The 17,787-nt window shown below is 35.3% G+C and carries 12 protein-coding genes and 8 tRNA genes; 13 read left to right on the top strand and 7 right to left on the bottom strand.

The genetic code is table 11. The annotated features are described in order from the left end of the window. Positions 1–2: 2 nt before the first annotated feature. Positions 3–1,421: a glutamate--tRNA ligase gene (gene gltX / locus GWI68_RS14695; RefSeq protein WP_166540762.1), complete on the bottom strand. Its 1,419-nt coding sequence runs from the start codon at positions 1,419–1,421 to the stop codon at positions 3–5. A 319-nt stretch (positions 1,422–1,740) separates the two neighbouring features. Here gltX and GWI68_RS14690 point away from each other — a divergent pair. From GWI68_RS14690 to GWI68_RS14655, 8 genes are all read left to right on the top strand, one after another. Further along, positions 1,741–1,816, top strand: a tRNA-Val gene (locus tag GWI68_RS14690). Positions 1,817–1,855: 39 nt separating this feature from the next. Beyond that, positions 1,856–1,931 (top strand) — tRNA-Val (locus tag GWI68_RS14685). Between the two features lie 43 nt (positions 1,932–1,974). Next, positions 1,975–2,050: transfer RNA gene (locus GWI68_RS14680), tRNA-Val, on the top strand. 41 nt (positions 2,051–2,091) lie between these two features. Beyond that, a tRNA-Lys gene (locus GWI68_RS14675) sits at positions 2,092–2,167 on the top strand. A gap of 38 nt (positions 2,168–2,205) precedes the next feature. Then, positions 2,206–2,281: transfer RNA gene (locus GWI68_RS14670), tRNA-Lys, on the top strand. 40 nt (positions 2,282–2,321) lie between these two features. Beyond that, positions 2,322–2,397, top strand: a tRNA-Lys gene (locus GWI68_RS14665). 14 nt (positions 2,398–2,411) lie between these two features. Further along, positions 2,412–2,487 (top strand) — tRNA-Val (locus GWI68_RS14660). Between the two features lie 2,175 nt (positions 2,488–4,662). Next, entirely contained in the window at positions 4,663–4,965 is a 303-nt protein-coding gene (locus GWI68_RS14655; protein WP_166540761.1) for a helix-turn-helix transcriptional regulator, read from the top strand. Positions 4,966–5,555: 590 nt separating this feature from the next. Here the strand turns inward: GWI68_RS14655 and GWI68_RS14650 are convergent. The 6 genes from GWI68_RS14650 to GWI68_RS14625 form a co-directional block, all read right to left on the bottom strand. Then, a complete protein-coding gene (locus GWI68_RS14650; RefSeq protein WP_166540760.1) occupies positions 5,556–6,605 on the bottom strand; it encodes an ABC transporter substrate-binding protein in 1,050 nt (349 codons plus the stop codon). Positions 6,606–6,617: 12 nt separating this feature from the next. Continuing rightward, entirely contained in the window at positions 6,618–8,759 is a 2,142-nt protein-coding gene (locus GWI68_RS14645) for a TonB-dependent siderophore receptor (RefSeq protein WP_347877535.1), read from the bottom strand. A gap of 278 nt (positions 8,760–9,037) precedes the next feature. Then, the gene (phsC, locus tag GWI68_RS14640; RefSeq protein ID WP_109407292.1) at positions 9,038–9,817 is read right to left on the bottom strand and encodes a thiosulfate reductase cytochrome B subunit; all 780 of its coding nucleotides are present in this window, start codon (positions 9,815–9,817) and stop codon (positions 9,038–9,040) included. After that, on the bottom strand, positions 9,814–10,392 hold the full coding sequence (locus tag GWI68_RS14635; protein WP_109407291.1) for a 4Fe-4S dicluster domain-containing protein: 579 nt from the start codon (positions 10,390–10,392) through the stop codon (positions 9,814–9,816). Before GWI68_RS14635 ends, phsC begins: the two co-directional genes overlap by 4 nt. Before the next feature lie 14 nt (positions 10,393–10,406). After that, positions 10,407–12,686 carry a thiosulfate reductase PhsA gene (phsA, locus tag GWI68_RS14630; RefSeq protein WP_166540759.1) on the bottom strand — a complete coding sequence of 760 codons (2,280 nt, stop codon included), beginning with the start codon at positions 12,684–12,686 and terminating at the stop codon, positions 10,407–10,409. Between the two features lie 861 nt (positions 12,687–13,547). Then, complete coding sequence (locus GWI68_RS14625) at positions 13,548–14,351, bottom strand: sulfite exporter TauE/SafE family protein (RefSeq protein ID WP_166540758.1); 804 nt, start codon at positions 14,349–14,351, stop codon at positions 13,548–13,550. A gap of 104 nt (positions 14,352–14,455) precedes the next feature. Between GWI68_RS14625 and GWI68_RS14620 the strand changes: the two genes are divergently transcribed. The 5 genes from GWI68_RS14620 (at position 14,456) to GWI68_RS14600 (ending at position 17,727) form a co-directional block, all read left to right on the top strand. Beyond that, positions 14,456–15,232: a helix-turn-helix transcriptional regulator gene (locus GWI68_RS14620; protein WP_166540757.1), complete on the top strand. Its 777-nt coding sequence runs from the start codon at positions 14,456–14,458 to the stop codon at positions 15,230–15,232. Between the two features lie 195 nt (positions 15,233–15,427). Then, positions 15,428–15,502, top strand: a tRNA-Arg gene (locus GWI68_RS14615). Between the two features lie 119 nt (positions 15,503–15,621). Further along, positions 15,622–16,179 (top strand): dual specificity protein phosphatase family protein, encoded by a 558-nt coding sequence (locus GWI68_RS14610; RefSeq protein ID WP_166540756.1) that lies wholly within the window; start codon positions 15,622–15,624, stop codon positions 16,177–16,179. Positions 16,180–16,287: 108 nt separating this feature from the next. Continuing rightward, a complete protein-coding gene (locus tag GWI68_RS14605; protein WP_166540755.1) occupies positions 16,288–16,536 on the top strand; it encodes a GDCCVxC domain-containing (seleno)protein in 249 nt (82 codons plus the stop codon). 294 nt (positions 16,537–16,830) lie between these two features. Further along, positions 16,831–17,727: an AAA family ATPase gene (locus GWI68_RS14600; protein WP_227335740.1), complete on the top strand. Its 897-nt coding sequence runs from the start codon at positions 16,831–16,833 to the stop codon at positions 17,725–17,727. The last annotated feature ends 60 nt before the right edge of the window (positions 17,728–17,787 follow it).

The raw sequence follows: 17,787 nt of genomic DNA, 5'->3' as shown, positions 1-17,787 counted from the left end.
AATTAAGCTTGATTTTCTCTTTCTGTAATAAAGTCTAATGCTTTATTAATACGCGCAATACTACGTGTTTTACCAATAGCATGAACAGTAACATCTAAGCCAGGAGATTGGCCTGCACCCGTTACAGCAACACGTAATGGCATACCAACTTTACCCATACCGATTTCTAATTCATCAGCGGTATCTTGAATAGCTTGGTGAACATTTTCAGCAGTCCAATCAGTAATAGCAGATAATTTATCACGAACCACTTCTAATGGTTGGCGAGCGACTGGGCGTAAATGTTTTTTCGCAGCTGTTTCTTCAAAGGTTTCGAAATCAATATAGAAGTAATGACAACTTTCAGCCATTTCTTTTAATGTTTTACAGCGTTCACCTAATAATTTGATCAGCTCAACTAATGATGGACCATTGCTGGTATCAATATTTTGTTGTTTGATATGCCAATCTAAATGAACAGCGACTTTTTCTGCTGGCAACGTATTGATGTAATGATGATTTAACCAAAGTAATTTATCAGTATTAAATGCACTGGCTGATTTGCTGATAGCTTCTAAAGTGAAGTGCTCAATCATTTCATCAATAGTAAAGATCTCTTGGTCACCATGAGACCAGCCTAAACGTACTAAGTAGTTTAATAGTGCTTCTGGCAAATAGCCGTCATCGCGGTATTGCATCACACTTACAGCATTATAACGTTTAGACAGTTTTTTACCGTCATCACCTAAGATCATTGATACGTGAGCATATTCAGGTACAGGTGCACCCAATGCTTTGAGAATATTGATTTGGCGAGGAGTGTTATTGATATGATCTTCACCACGGATCACGTGAGTAATTTCCATATCCCAGTCATCAATAACAACACAGAAGTTATAAGTTGGAGAGCCATCAGTACGACGAATAATGAGGTCATCCAATTCTTGGTTGCTAAATTCAATCGGGCCACGGATTTTATCATCAAAAATCACAGAGCCTTCTTGTGGGTTTAAGAAACGCACAACATGGGGTTCATCAGCACTGTGATTATGATTACCACCACGGCAACAACCATCGTAACGAGGTTTTTCACCTTTCGCCATTTGATCTTCGCGTAACTGTTCTAAACGTTCTTTAGAGCAGTAGCAACGGTACGCAGTGCCCGCAGATAACATCTGATCGATAACTTGGTTATAGCGATCGAAGCGTTTAGTCTGATAATAAGGACCTTCATCCCAATTCAGATTTAACCAATTCATACCGTCCATGATTGCATCGATGGCTGGCTGAGTAGAACGTTCTAAGTCGGTGTCTTCAATACGCAGTACAAACTCGCCCTTATTGTGACGGCTATATAACCAGGAATAAAGTGCGGTGCGCGCACCACCAACATGTAGATAGCCAGTAGGACTTGGTGCAAAACGGGTTTTTATTTTACTCATTGGGATTGCCTTAGTACGTCTTACTTATATAGATAAGTAATCGTGATTATCAAAAAAACGAAATGGTTGCCTTATTTTATCACTGGATGCTAATTCCTCAATGACATTAAGCTTTTAACAGAGATAAAAATTTCAAATTGATGATGTTTTGTTTGACGAAGGCTACTCATAAGATTATTTTGGTTAATTGCTGTGTCACTTATGGTGCTAAAAAAAGCATCTTGACTAAAAATAAAACGAACAGTCATTTTCACGATAAAAATCTGATAAAAATCGTTGACTCATAGCGCAGTATCCCTATAATGCACCCCATCACGACGGGCGGTTAGCTCAGTTGGTAGAGCATCTCCCTTACAAGGAGGAGGTCGTTGGTTCGAGCCCAATACCGCCCACCATTATTTTCGTTGTGATACGTTGTATGATTTGATGTAATTGGGCGGTTAGCTCAGTTGGTAGAGCATCTCCCTTACAAGGAGGAGGTCGTTGGTTCGAGCCCAATACCGCCCACCAATTACATTAAAGCGTGGTAGTGAGAATTTAGTCATCATGAAGTGGGCGGTTAGCTCAGTTGGTAGAGCATCTCCCTTACAAGGAGGAGGTCGTTGGTTCGAGCCCAATACCGCCCACCACTTCATTCGGTTATTTCGCGCAATATCACATAATTAGGTATGGGTCGTTAGCTCAGTCGGTAGAGCAGTTGACTTTTAATCAATTGGTCGGGCGTTCGAATCGCCCACGACCCACCATTCCTAAAAATACAACATAAAGTAGTGAACATTGTGACGGGTCGTTAGCTCAGTCGGTAGAGCAGTTGACTTTTAATCAATTGGTCGGGCGTTCGAATCGCCCACGACCCACCATTCACAAAGCTACTTACAGATTTACGCAAAATTATTAAATGGGTCGTTAGCTCAGTCGGTAGAGCAGTTGACTTTTAATCAATTGGTCGGGCGTTCGAATCGCCCACGACCCACCATTTAATAATCAAGCGGGCGGTTAGCTCAGTTGGTAGAGCATCTCCCTTACAAGGAGGAGGTCGTTGGTTCGAGCCCAATACCGCCCACCACTTCTTTTTATCCTCTCTCATTACTTTCTTATTTACTTCCTATATTCTCTTTAAATAATCATGATCAGTGATTTAACGTTTTATTTTTATATGTTGTTCTACAACCTAACTAATTGATTTTTAAATTAGCTTTTCATAAGTTATCGCATCGTTTTAGCTATTACACTAACTTCAAGCGTATGCGCTTTCTAAGTCATCCTAATGGCTTCATTCATTTTCATGTACCACAGCTCGTTTCGTTTTCTTTGATTCTTTCCTCTTATGCACTCTGTTTCTATAAGGTTGTTTTAGTCTATTCAGACATTAAGCCTTCTACATGATGCAAAAGTTAAAAGGCGGTTTTTCAAAACGTTTTTTACATTTTGTTATGTTTATCCGGAAAATAGAGATGTTTCCAAAGAGAAAATAAGGGCTTTCATATCTTAATTGGCATTCTATATTTAAAACAAAGATGAGTAACTCTTTGAATACCTTCTACGTATTAGCCTGAAATATTCAAAAAACGATATTAATATTAAAAGAAAGATCTGCTCTTTTTTTGATGATTTATAGGTTTTTTCGGTTTATTTATAAAATTAAATAACCTTAAAAACAGTATATTGAATGACTCTAACGTATTTAGTGAGCCAAAAACTCCATAAAATGAGTGGGTTAAAACATTTTTCATAACTATAAATAAACGTACATTTGATTATTTCTAATGAGGAAATTGAAGGAATAAAGATAAAAAATACAATTTTATAGTTAATCTTTCTTAATTATCATCCATTTATTACTAACGTGATGAAATTAAATGATTAAATATAATAATATTTAATTTTTTTCATTCTTCTTTTAAAGAAACTTTAAGTTAAAAATATCTACATAACTAAATGATTATTATGTTATTTTTATAAAAAATTGATATTTGTCAAAATTTGCACCATAATGAACTACGTAGTAAATGATATGAAGCAAAAAGAACTTATTTCATCATTAATTGATTTGCCATTAAGTGGTTAATTTCATTTTTTACTGAAAATGGAGAAAATTGTGCATTTGACAGGAATATAAATTATATAAAAATATTAATGTTTATTTGGGCCTAAGAATAACTCTTATATAGAATGAGTATAAATACTTAGGACATAAAAAGAATATTTCTTATGTTTTTTAACAAAATTAGATCATACCAAAATGGATATTTAACAGCTTATTCATTTTTAAATTTAATTTAAGTTGTAATAAAGATTCTGTTTTTACGCTATCCAAATGCGCGTATTTGAGTGAAAAAGAAAGAATAGAACAATGTGATGATAAAATGTTCAATTTTTATTGTGGTGAGCTCAAGTGTCGAATAACTTACTGATAAAGCAAAAAATATTTATATCAATGATTATGTTTTTTTATTGTAAAAATGAGATTTTTAATCTTATTAAAAATAAAAGGTAATTATTCATTAATAAAAATTCAAAAAAAATGATTAATTAAATGTATTGCCTATTTATGCCAATGTAATAAAGATTTATTACATCTTAAATATATTTAGCTGAAACGCTAAGGGTTTATGCTTATATAAATTAATTAACAAATGTTTAAAAGGTGATCTATATCTTAATCCTAATGTAATAATTGTAATTTGTTGATTTTAAATCATAATTTATATGAAATTATTAATTCATCAGATTTCATTGACATTACTTAAGCTATTTTAGAAAAATAGGAAAATTACCTTCTTTATGAGGTTAATTTATTATTTTAAATAAATTAGACTAATACAACTTGATTTATTTTTGCACAATTCAGGTCATCACGCTTTAAATTAAGAGGATGATAGATAATTATTCTGATTAATGAGTAAAGTTTAAGAAAAAAAAAGCGCTATTTTATAAATAAAATATTTTAACTATATGAAAACAAAGAATATATAGTGCTATCCTAGGTATTGTTTACTAGTATGAGTAAAGTACCAAGCCTTGATTGTCTTTTTTCGACTAGTTGAAAGTGTTTAAATGCGTAGTATATTATTTACATATGATAAGTCATGTTATGAATTGTAATATTTCTTATCTACTAAAAATAATATTTTATTAAAACAAAAAGGTGTCCTCGATAATATATAATTTTATATATTATTGCGCGATAACACACCATTATAAATTAGATATCAATCAAAGTGAAAAGCGAGAACATATTATGAGTAGCAAGTATCCAGTCGCTTATGCAGTTGGACAAAAAATTAAGTCATTAAGAAAATCTCAGGGTTATACTGTATTTCAGTTAGCAAAAGAGATTGATATTAGTGAGCAACAATTATTCCGTTATGAGCGTGGTGTAAACCGTATTGATATTGATTGCTTAGTTAGAGTGCTTGAAGTACTAGGCGTTAATATTGGTAGCTTCTTTGAAGAAGTAACAAGTGGAATGACTCAAGAAATTGAGCATAATGAACAACATATTCCAGCTCATTTCGATAGTAAGGCTCTTTCTATTTTCTAAAAATATCTTTAAATTAGAAGATAACTCATTTTAGAATAACTAAATTGAGTAGGATAATTCTTATATATGTATATCTTTAAGATTAGTAAATAATAAGAATTTTCTTAATTATAGAAATAAAGCCTCTATATAATATTAATGCCCTTATTAGGGCATTTTACGTTTTTATGGGAATGAAATTTTTTAATTCTCTTCAAGAAAAAGAAAAATATTATCGCAGAATATCCGAGATTTACATATCTGTAGAAATATACTCTCATACCTATTGTTATGTGTAAATTAACAGGGGATAGATACCTATAAATATAAATCTATTACTAATCAGCTCTTATATTACCTGCTATGACTTTACTTTTTGGTAACATTTTTAAAGCTATTAATGTATAACTTGTGTGCTTTATACCAAGGAATTTAAAAAGCATAAACGTTGATACGATAAAACTTGAAAAAGAGAACTAGGTCAGAAATTAGGATTAGATCAAATTTTCAAATTTAAGCATTTAATAGCAATGTAGAAATGGCAACAGATAGCCTTTATACAAGAGGAGAGCTTACAGCCTCTTCACCTTCATGATGAAAAGGCTGTTAGTTTAGTCTTGGAGTGGTGGTGTCAAAATATATTCGACCTGTTGATCGCTCAGGGAGATATTAAAAAATGTTTGGTAAAACTGTTTTGTCTCTTTGATGATATCAATGTGCTGTGTTTGCTCTGGGTATAAAATTGTTGCAAGCCATAAAAATTGTAGCGCTTCTTCTGTCGTTTCTCTGCACCACCAAAATAGACCTTTGGGATTTGTGTAGACACGACCTTCACGTACCGCAGTAATTGATTGCCATTCAGGTGAATTCTTGATGATTTCCGTATCTCTTGCATACATAGTGACAATGACATCAGGATTAGCATGAATAACTTGTTCTAAGGAAACTTCACCTGCTCGACTAGGTACATTGTCAAACCAATGTTCTGCAACATTGACTCCTCCAGCAAGTGTTATCCAATCATGATTTAGCGAAGGCGCGCCAGATGTTCTTAATGGCGACCCAAAAGCATGATAAACCTTTACTGGTTTCTTGATGCTTATCTCGCTTATGGCACTGTTTACAAGCGCCGTATTACGCTGAAAGTAAGCTAAATAATCTTTTGCTAATTGGTGACTACTTGAACCTAAAATCTCACCAGTGATCAAAGTTCTTTCTAACAAAGCATCCATTGAACCTGATTTTAATAATGCAACACTGATCCCCGCATTTTTTAGTGCCACCATTTGTGCATCAGATAGCTTTCCTGTTGCAAAAAAGATTTGAGGTTGGCTAACAATTAATGTTTCGATATTCAGTGTGTCATTATTACCTTTACTGGAAATTGAAGCCGTTTTTATAGCAGGAACAATCTCAGTAAAAAAAGGAATAGTTTTGACTAAATCGGTTGTGGAAACAATTTTATCTCCAGCCCCAAGCATAGCAAGTATCGCATTTTGAGCATTCCAACTCGTGGCGACTCTTTCTGGTGAATCAGGAACAGTAATGGATTGATTTTGATAATACTGAACAACTCTTTGCGCCTGTGCATTAAAGGAGATACTGAGAGCCGAAGCTCCCAGTAACGCAATGCACAGGGTTTTGAAAAACCCTTTATACATTTCGTTTTCCTCTTAGAGTTCAATGCTTACAGAAGCAGAAACTTGGCGAGGCGTACCTAAGAAAGCATTTGCACCACCAATAGCACCATTTTGGTTGCCAGAGAAAATAGATGCCCAGTAATGCTCATTCGTCACGTTATCTAAATTGAGGCGGAAAGTAGTTTTCTTATCCCAATATTGTGTTTGATAACGAGCACCCAGATCGAGTGTAGTATAGGCTTTTGCCCACATCGTATTAGTGGTATTTGCTGCACGCTTACCTGTGTAGTGAACATTAGCACTGTAGATAACATTTGGCACGGTAGGGTAATGGTATTCGGCTAATAGATTTGCTTGGTATTTTGGTACACCCACAACATCTTTATCCTGGGTTTTCGCATTACCTGTATTAGTTAATGTTGGATCTAACCATGTCATGCTACTGAATACGAAAAGTTCATCAGTCACTTGTCCATTAGCAATCAGCTCCAATCCTCGGTTACGTTGTTTGCCTTGTTCTTTAAAGATATTGTCATTTCCTACGTAAGCAAAAGGACGTTCTAATTGAAAAATTGCAGCATTTAAATTGAGATCGCCAATTTGTGATTTAACACCCATTTCCCACTGCTCACTGCGGTAAGGTTTTAGCACTTCACCTTTGTTATCTGCAGTATCGGGCGCTGAATCACCTTCTTCTAATGAATCAGCATAAGAAACATAAGTCATTACTTCTGGAATAGGTTTAAACATTAATGCGACAGCAGGGCTTAAACCATTTTCGGTGTGATTCTCACCACCAGCACGATAGGAAGTTTCTTTGATCCAGTTTTGGCTTAGCGATCCCATCACTGACCATTGCGGATTAAAGGTAACTGTATCACCAAAAGTAACGGATTGAACTTGTGAGCGACTGTTTTTGGTGCGAGCGCTGCCAGTATAGAAGCCTTCATTAGATGGATCATCATAACGATGCGGATTATTAATATCTTGAGTTGGTAATGTAAATTTCAGATCGTTGCCGTTTGCTCCGTAAATATCCCAACGATAACCGCTAGTAGCGAGCACTAAATCATGAGAAAGTGCGCCTGTCATCACATGACCATTAACATTGACAGAATGACTTAAAACAGTAAAACGACCATAAGTAGAAGGAACGGATAACGTTGGTGTAAATTGCTTACCATCATTACTTAGCTGGTTAGAAACAGAACGGAATCCGCGATCAGCCGTTTGATAGCCAATTGCTGCACTGATTTGCCAATCTTCGTTAAAATCATGTTTTAGTCGGCTACTTACTGTTCTGGTATGAAGATCAACGCCCGCAAAAGCTTGACCATAGCCCGCTTTAGTTGGATCTGGTGCATCAGGTAATGCGGTGACTTTTGGTCCATACGAAAATGCACCCGGATAACCCATTTTTTTAAACCAATAATCACTAAAATTCACTTCTAAGACAGTATCAGACGAGATATTCCAATCAAATGCGGTACTGATTAGCTGGCGACGTGTTTTGCTACCTGCGACATAACCTTTACCTTCATCATGCATTAGATTAATGCGATAACCAAAAGTGTTGTTATCATCAATAAAACCACCTAAATCAAGATGGCCTTTAAATTGGTTATCATTGATATAAGTAGCATTCAGTGAAGTTAAGCGTTTTAAGGTTGGGCGTTTTTGTGTGAAATTAAATTGCCCACTTGGACTTGCTGGTCCATAAAGTGAACCTGTTAGGCCATTTATAATATCTACGCGTTCAAGCATTTCGACAGGAAATGCAGTGGTAGAAATAATATTCACACCATCTAAACGAGAGTTAGCGACAACATTACCCTGCATTCCACGGTTTTGAGGACGACCAACATCCATACCACCACGTGCTTGCATTTGAGAGGAGGCATTATATTTTAAAATATCCGCAACACTGGTAACTTGTTGATTTTCAATCATGGATTGAGTGAAGGTATTTGTTGTGTAAGGTGTATCTAACCATTTTTTTTCACCTAATGGTCCCATATCAACTTCACGAGTTACAAATCCAGCACCGGCTTCACTATTATTCACTGGTTGTGCAGTAACGACGATTTTCTCAGCATTTTCAGCGGCTACACTTGCTGATACGGCTAATGTTTGTGCTATAGCACAAGCTATTGTCGAAATGATAAATTTCTTCACGATAGACTCCCAAAATATATTTTTTAGTTATTTAACTCCATCGATATTAAAAAATTTATACAACGATGCTCATCGCAAATGTGATGCAATGTATATCATTGTATAGGTTTTTATATAGCGAGGATGGGCGCTGACTATACACCGAATAACATGTAAATAAAATGATATATTTGCTAATAATAAGATTATGAAATTGTTTCTGAATTAAGATCAAAAAAATGCCCGTTTACACGGGCATTTTAGATAATGATCTTTCTGTAAGGAGTAACCAGAGGGAATTAATGCTCTGCTTTTTTAGTTACTGAACCATGAGTATCATGTTTTTGGTGGCGATGATGACCATCAACCATACTGCGGAATGTCTGTGTAAAAGTGTCTCCTAATGTACATAAATAGAAGTGAGCACAAATAAACATTAATGCCACAATACCCAAAACTAAGTGTGCTTTTAACATCCAATAGCCATAACCAAGTACTTCTGGGTATAAACATAATAATCCAGTAACAAGTAACAGTGGCACTAAACCAAACATCACACCTAAGTAAGCAAGTTGTTGAAGAGGGTTAAACTTATCAGTTTCAGTTGCAGCAAAAGGATGTGGTTCACCTTTCATTATGCCATAGAGGTAAAAGCGAGCTTGTTTGATACAACGGCCAATTAATCCATTAAATCTTACTTTGTAATGTACACCGTTACTGGTTGTTAGATTAATCAGAATAAAACCAATCCAGAACGCGATAAGTACAAAACCACAGATTTTATGTAATAGCACCATTGAAGTGACATTTCCGATAGAGAAATGCCCTAAAAAGCCACTTAGTAATAATAGGATAAAAAGTAAAGCATTACCCCAGTGCCAAAAACGGATCGCTTTAGAATATAAATAAACACGCTCTTCTTCGTAATGGCCTGAATGTTTTGGTGCAAGGGCATAGCGTAGCAAGCCATGAATAACTAAAATGGCTATCATGGCAACAATTAATAAACCTGCCGCCATTAACCATACAGGCCAATAATCTGGCGTATAATGGAGTTCTGCTCCCCAGATACTAGTCATGCTTTATCCCCCTGATGGATTTCTTTACGACGGAATAAACTTGGTTTTCCGACATTATCTAATTGGTATTGATAAACGGATTTTTGTTTGATCCAAGCCTGAATTTCAGGTGAGTCGATACGACCAAAAGCAAGTGCATCCGTTGGGCATACCGATACACACGCAGGTAATTCACCCTCAGCTAATCGAGTATCTGAGCAGAAATTACATTTATCTGCGATATGCGTCATTGGGTTGATATAACGAACATGGTAAGGACAGGCACCAACACAATAATCACAGCCAATACACAACTCTTTTTTTACCTGTACGATGCCATTTTCATCAATAAAAGAGGCGCCAGTTGGGCAAACAGAAACACAAGGTGCATCTTCACAGTGCTGACATGAAACACGGAAAAATTGATAATGTGGATCACCCGCTTCATCGTTGTGTGGGCCTTGAATTTGAACTTGAAGTCGGCTGAAACCTTCAGGAATGTCATTGATGACTTTACACGCAACAGTACAGGCCTGACACCCAATGCAACGTTTTTCATCATGTAGCATGACAAATTGTTTATCATTATTGTTCATCGTTATTTTTTTCCTTAAGCACGACTAATTCTGACACCTGATGTATGCACATCAGTACCCGATACAGGACTAATTTCATGAGGTAATAAGTTGCCACAGTGAACACCTGTTGTAGTCGCTGCTGTTTTTGCACCCGCTTTTGCACCCGAACCCATATAAACAAATACGGTGTCAGGGCGAATGCCTTCAGTGATTAAAGCGTGTGCTTTTTCTTTGCCTATATTGTTTTCCAGAATGATTTCATCACCATGTTTAATACCATGGTTTTTTGCTGTTTCTGGATGAAGCCAAACTGGGTTTTCCCACATTAATTCAGCTAATAACGGTACATATTGTGTTGCACCATTAGTATGAACGGCGACTTTGCCTTGAATAAAATAAAGCTCGTCTTTTTCTTTTAATGGGAAGTTGTGGAAGCGAGGAATACCGTAATTTTCTAAACGGCTTTCTAATTCTTCAGAGTAGATTTCAATTAAGCCACTTGGTGATTTAAATGAGAGCGCTTTTTCCATTGTGTTATTGCTATCAACATGTTTGATGGCTTCTGGATATTGCTCAACAAAAGCTTTTACATAAGAAGGTTCGCGTAACAATAATGGAATACCATAAGAGACATAGCCTTTTTTATGCATCTCTTTGTATAGCGCTTCGCTACCATTAACTTGATAAAGCTGTCTTACCCCCATGTTTTCCCAAGGGAAATAAGCTTCTAATCCCAACGCTTTACCTAATTCCATCCAAATTAACCAACTTGGTTTGGTATCATCAATAGGTTCGACAACTTGCTGGCGTAATGCATAAGCGGGATTTAAACCTGAAACATCAGCAACTTCTTCATCACGTTCTAAATAGGTGCATTCAGGTAAAAGGTAATCGGCATAAGCGGCACTTTCGCTTAAATACACGTCACAACTAACAATTAAGTCCAACTTCTGCGCTGCTTTTTCTAGCTCAGGACGGCAACTGACTGTTTGGAATGGGTTATGACGAGACATAATCCATGCTTTTGTTTGATATGGTACGCCTTCTAATGTTGAGTCGATAATCGATTGAACAATACCGCCACCTTTATTGATATATTTAAATTGAGGCGCTGTCGCATCAATGCGTTTTGCGGTAATTTCAGGCATACCTTTAACACTTGGTTTTGCCAATTCAGGAGCAATATTAATACCTGCTAATTTATTGTATTTTGCTGCTGCCTTTTTCTGATACATACCACCTTCACGTTCAATGTTGCCTAGTAAAGCATTGAAGGTGAAGATCATTCTGCGCATATTGATCTCTTCTTTATTAAAGGTCGCGCGGTGGCCTGGCATAATCAGTGCATGAGGAGCTTTTGCTGCAATTTCTCTAGCGATACGAGCAATATCTTTAGCGGGAACATCTGAGTGTGCTTGAGCCCATTCAGGGGTTGTATCTTGTAGAACTTCTTTTAATTGTGGGAAACCTACCGTAAATTTCTCAACAAACTCTTTATCGTAGAGATCTTCTTTAATTAAGATATGGCACATCGCCATTAGAACAGGTAAATCGCCACCAGGGCGGATTGAGAACCACTCGTCTGCTTTACTTGAAACGACAGATAAACGAGGATCAAAACTGACTAATTTTGCACCACGTTCTTGTGCTGTCATTAATTCATGCGTTTCAGCAACTTCAATGCCCTCATAAAGGTTATGACCAAAAGAGAGAATATATTTAGAGTTTGCTAAATCCATTGCAAGATCACCACCCATCATAACGGATGCAGCAATGGCTTTACCTGCTGGGCAAGTAGTTGCGTGTGTAAATGTATTTGGAGAACCAAATGCGGCGGCTAAATGGAAAAGGTGAGAAGAAAGCGATCCTGACTTAGATGAAAAAGAGATGCTTTCAGCTCCATAGCTTTGTTTTATTGCATTCATCTTTTCAGCTATTTCTTTATAGGCTTGTTCCCAGCTTATGACTTCCCATTCACCTGCACCTCTAGGGCCTTTGTGTTTCATGGGTTTGACAATACGGTTTGGATCGTTAACCAGACTAACGCCACTTCCACCTCTGGCGCAAATACGGCTACTTTGATGCTCTGCGTTTCTGTTTCCTTGGATAAATACAGTTTTATTGTTAACAACCTGAGCTTCTATAGGACAACGATAAGAACACATCTCACATAGACTAGGTGTTAATGTTGACTGACCCTTAAGAGAATCTACAGGATTAAATGCAAGTGCACCCGGTGGTAAACTACTCACAGTACAACCCACACATCCTATCCCCATCCCCTTAATGAAAGAACGACGACTAATACTCATATAACCTCCAGTTTCTTCTTATAGCTAAATATTATATACAGACGATTAAATAAATATTTGAAGGCGTCTCCAGTTTATTAATCCATAAGTGATGAGTTAGTTGTAAATAATAAATAATAGAGAATAAGACGTTAATAAATGTCACAAAATAAATTAACTAAAATAGACAAAATCAAATGATAATTATTTTCTTCTATTAACTCGTGTTATAAAGATTTTGAGGAGAAAGAGAGGATCTTAGAGGCTGAGGCATTTATGCTTACTTCTTTTAAATTCACTTACTTATGACATTAATTTGTTTTATTAAAGTGTATTTTAAATATATGATTAAATACAATAAATAATTGACAAAAAAGCCTATCGATATATAATTATTTATATATCGAAATTCAACGTCATTGTAATTAATTTGTTATTTAAAAATCAAACTAAATAATATTTTTTAGCGTTATTTAAATCCAGTTTCTTCTTAAAATATATTTTGTAAAAAATAGCTAACTTATTATTTTGATGATAAATACGAATAAAAGAGAAAAATAAAGAGATGATATTTTGTGCAGAAAATGCTCAGTGAAACGTAATCAAACTGATACTAAAAATGAGACAATCTATAAATTATTATTCATTATGTTTAAACATTAATTAATGAAGCTAATAGTTATGGGGCTGTATATTGATTGTCAAAAAGAGCTGTTTTTTGTTTTATACATCTTAATAATATTAATGCCAAGTAAATGTGCGTAGGAAAAGGTTTAAAGCAAATGTTAAAAATAAAGTGGCTCATTGAATATTGAAAGCCACTTTGTTTGCGTGTTGTCAAAATTGTTTTTCTGTTTATCTTTTTTATATAAAAGAAAGGATTTAAAACAACATAACGATTAAGACAAGGCTCAGTAATAAGGGATAAACTCTTGCATGCCATTTATCGGGAATACGAGATAAAAAGCGCTCAGAGATCTTTAACCCTATCCATGTGCTACAAATCAGAATAAAGGCTGCCTTTAGCCAAATATAACCAATAAAGCCAGATTCACTATTTAAAGGTGATACAAAGGAAAGTGCGACATAAGTGAATGTTGCAGTGAGAGCTAAAGGTAAGGTTAAGGCATTTGCCATTGCTGCAGATTGTGCCATTGGTGTACCTCTACGACGTAATAGAGGAACTGTCATTACACTTCCGCCAACCCCTAAAAAAGCGGCAATAATACCAATCACTGTGCCATTAATGCTTTCTTGTGCTTTGGTCACCTTTTTTGCGTTGTGAGTAGGTGCCATAAAACCAGGGCGAAAATAGCAATCTAAAATAGTGACAAAGAGATAACCAATAAAGATCCATTTGATCCAAGTACCTTCAACTGTTAATGCGAGAAGGGCACCAAAGATCCCCCCAAACGCAATCCCAATAAAAAGGATGAACATGATATGCCAATCAAGCCTTTTTGCCTTATGGTGTTTAATGGTTGTGACTGTTGCAGAAAACAACATAATTAATGCAGAGGTGGCAACTGCGATTTGCATAGCATGTTCGGCAGGTAAACTGTCTATTCCCCAGAGCGTCAGAATAAGTGTATAGAGTAAGGGAACCGTGACAAAACCACCGCCAAAGCCAAATAGCCATGTTGTGATGCCCGAAATTAAACCAAAAGAAATCAGCCAGAGTGTCATTTCAAATCTCCTGTTGAGTCAGGAGATTAACAATATAGAATAAAACGATGGCTTACCCACGCGATAATGACAAGTTTATATGAATTTAGGACAATTTTAATATTATGCGTAATATCGATATTAACAGTGTGGATCATCTTCCTCGTGATATTTTAGCATTAGGCTCTGATTATCCTTATGACACATTACTTGAAGCACATCATCATCGGCGAGCCCAATTTTTATATGCACCCAATGGCGTAATGAAAGTCAAAACAGAAGATGGCCAATGGATTGTATTACCTTACAGTGGTGTGTGGATCCCAGCTGAAAAAACACATCAAGTATTAATGTTGGGTAGCAGCACTTATAGTCTCTATATTGAGCCGAATAAAGTACCTCGTTATTCGGAATATTGTGAGGTTTTACACGTTTCGCCTTTGCTTCATCAGCTATTACTTTGTGCAAATCAACTTCCTTTACTTTATGATTTAGGTGGGAGAGATAGCGCTTTATTAACGTTACTTTGTCATGAACTAGCTGAGGCCAAACCATTACCTTATTTTACTCCTTTGCCCCAACATGCTTTATTAGATGGGTTGTGTACTGAATTTATGTCACAACCGAATATTCGTACTACGCCAGAAATGTGGGCTGAAAAGTTAAATAAGAGTCTACGCACTTTTACGCGTTTATTTCATAAGGAAACAGGGCTTTCTTTTCGAGAATGGCGTCAAAAAGCATGTTTAATGTATGCATTAACGGCGTTAAAGAAAGGTCATTCAGTTACCGAAATTGCTTTAGAATTAGGGTATGAGAATCCGAGTGCCTTTAGTGCAATGTTTAATAAAGAGATGGGATACTCACCGAAATTATTTTTGAAGCAATTGAAAGAATTTTAGTAAAACTGTTATATATAAGAATAAACACAATCATTGATGATGGTATTTATTATTCCTTTTTTAAGGTAAATTTCACTGTTCAAAAAAGAAACAAAAAAATTCCTTCCAATATCAGTGCGTTAAAACTTGATTAATAGAGAGTGAGGGAGGTAAAATACAGTCCATCCATTAGTCATACATTACCTCGTTACGTACGTTCCCTTAGTTAAATGGATATAACAAGCCCCTCCTAAGGGCTAGTTACAGGTTCGATTCCTGTAGGGAACGCCATCTATTGCCCATTCGGTCATTTTAGAAATTATTCTTAGAGCCACGCTTATCAATTCAGGCTATTATCGCTATTGTTTTGCTTCCTCATTCAATAACCAACAATAAATTTAGGTTTTTATATGGATATAAAATCAATTAATGATATTCGCTATTTAAAGTTTTTATTTATTGTTTGTTTTTTTCTGCTGGTGGGGTGTAATTCAAGGCCAACTGATATTCTTGTGCCGCCTGAAAACTTTTACCAAGTTTCAGAAAAAGTTTATCGTTCAGGGCAACCAACGCCGGGTGAGATGAAATGGTTGGAAACCCAAGGCATAAAGACGATTATTAATTTACGTGAATATCATAGTGATAATGATGATGTAAAGAACACGCAACTAGAAGCTTTTCAAGTAAAAATGAACGCAGGTAGAATAACGGATGAGGATATTATTGCGGTATTGCGCAAAATAAAAAGTACGTCTGGGGCAGTCGTGGTGCATTGTTGGCATGGTAGTGATCGTACAGGAACTATCATAGCAATGTATCGGTTAATCTTCAAAAATTGGACAAAAGAGCAAGCAATTACTGAATTAAGAAAAAAAGAGTATGGCTATCATGAGCTTTTTTTCCCTAATATTGTTCAGTATTTAGAAGAAGTGGATATTTCAGCAATAAAACAACAAGTATTCGATTAATAAGTGATGGATAAATAAACAATTTATTGATTTTATATGCTATTGAAAAATAAAAAGAGCGTATTCTAAACAACAAAGATGATGTTTATAAATTTATGTGGAAATAAAATGTCAAATAATCAGATTAACTTGATGTCAGAAATCACTTGCCCGCATTGTCATACGAAAAAAATGGAAACAATGCCAACGGATGCTTGCCAATGGTTTTATGAATGCACACATTGTCATGCTTTATTAAAACCCCTTGAAGGAGACTGTTGTGTATTTTGTTCTTATGGAACAGTACCTTGCCCACCTATTCAAGAAGCCAAATTATCTGGGAAAACATCATGTTGTTGCCAACATGAGAGCAAATAATTATTTATCTATAACAGTTAAATAAAACAGTTTTATATTCAAAGAGAAATTAAACATCAATTAATTTATTGGTTTGATTTTAAAAATATATTCTTGTTTAAAAAATAAATTACTGCTAGATTTTGTTTAGTCTATTTATAAGGTTTATTTTTATGTCATATTTTACAACCTCTCCAGCAATTATTATTACCATCACTTAGTGGTGGGGATTGGTTGTATTAAGAACCCGCCAGATAAGCGGGTTTTTTTATTTTAAACTCCTTATCTGGTACAAAGAAAAGATAAGGATAAAAAATGTTTACTCCACAAGAAGTTGAACAACATACCCAATCGCTAACACAACTAATTGCAAATGCAGATCAAGCTATTACTGACGAAAATTTTGAGTATTTAATGAACTTTTATACTGAAAATGGCACGTTGGTGGTTAAAGATGATTTGCATGTTTCTGGTAAGCCTTCACTGAAAAAAGCATTTATGGCGATTGCCGAATTTTTTAATCACTCACTGCAAGTTTCTCAAGGTAAAGTAAAAGTTATTTTTGGTGAAGATTGTGCGCTTGTTTTAGCACAAACACTTTTAAGTGCAAATATGCCAAATGAAGGAAAGTTTAATACGGTAAGAGAAGCTACTTATGTTTTTAAACTTATTAATGACCAATGGCTTTGTGTTATCGATAACTCTTATGGTACTGATTTATTAAAATTATCTTCTGATGCTCGTTTGCATTTTTTCTGTGGAAAAATTGCTTCTGGTAAATCAACGTTAGCAAAATCATTTGCTAAATCACCCAGAACGGTATTAATCAATGAAGATGAATGGTTATCGCGACTTTATCCAAATCAAATAAAGACAGTAACTGACTATATTGAAAAAAGTGAGTTAGTGAAGAGTGTATTAAGCGAACATATTGCAGTTCTTCTTAAAGCTGGAAATACCGTTATTATGGATTTTCCGGCGAATACAGCGAAGCAACGACAATGGTTAAAATCATTAGCTGATAATACGGGAATGCCCTATTTATTTCATGTTTTGAAAGTAGAAAGTGCTGAGTGTAAAAAACGATTATCTTTACGTAATCAATCAGATGAGAACCCGTTTAAAACCACAGAAGTAGAGTTTGATTTTATTACAGAGCATTTTTCGTACCCTGTTCCAGAAGAGCGATTAGTGATAAAAGAATATAATTAAATAACATCATAGATTTTTATATTAGCCCATAATATTGGGCTAATATTGTAAATTAGCTCA

Origin of the sequence: Proteus sp. G2669 (assembly GCF_009915245.1) — a bacterium.
In the GTDB taxonomy this organism is placed as follows: Bacteria; Pseudomonadota; Gammaproteobacteria; order Enterobacterales; family Enterobacteriaceae; genus Proteus.
This window is presented reverse-complemented; position numbering and strand designations above follow the sequence as displayed.

Excerpts from the sequence above, each read along its gene's own strand:
- gltX (WP_166540762.1), bottom strand. The coding sequence starts at position 1,421 with ATGAGTAAAATAAAAACCCGTTTTGCACCAAGTCCTACTGGCTATCTA.
- GWI68_RS14655 (WP_166540761.1), top strand. The coding sequence starts at position 4,663 with ATGAGTAGCAAGTATCCAGTCGCTTATGCAGTTGGACAAAAAATTAAG.
- GWI68_RS14650 (WP_166540760.1), bottom strand. The coding sequence starts at position 6,605 with ATGTATAAAGGGTTTTTCAAAACCCTGTGCATTGCGTTACTGGGAGCT.
- phsC (WP_109407292.1), bottom strand. The coding sequence starts at position 9,817 with ATGACTAGTATCTGGGGAGCAGAACTCCATTATACGCCAGATTATTGG.
- GWI68_RS14635 (WP_109407291.1), bottom strand. The coding sequence starts at position 10,392 with ATGAACAATAATGATAAACAATTTGTCATGCTACATGATGAAAAACGT.
- phsA (WP_166540759.1), bottom strand. The coding sequence starts at position 12,686 with ATGAGTATTAGTCGTCGTTCTTTCATTAAGGGGATGGGGATAGGATGT.
- GWI68_RS14625 (WP_166540758.1), bottom strand. The coding sequence starts at position 14,351 with ATGACACTCTGGCTGATTTCTTTTGGTTTAATTTCGGGCATCACAACA.
- GWI68_RS14620 (WP_166540757.1), top strand. The coding sequence starts at position 14,456 with ATGCGTAATATCGATATTAACAGTGTGGATCATCTTCCTCGTGATATT.
- GWI68_RS14610 (WP_166540756.1), top strand. The coding sequence starts at position 15,622 with ATGGATATAAAATCAATTAATGATATTCGCTATTTAAAGTTTTTATTT.
- GWI68_RS14605 (WP_166540755.1), top strand. The coding sequence starts at position 16,288 with ATGTCAAATAATCAGATTAACTTGATGTCAGAAATCACTTGCCCGCAT.
- GWI68_RS14600 (WP_227335740.1), top strand. The coding sequence starts at position 16,831 with ATGTTTACTCCACAAGAAGTTGAACAACATACCCAATCGCTAACACAA.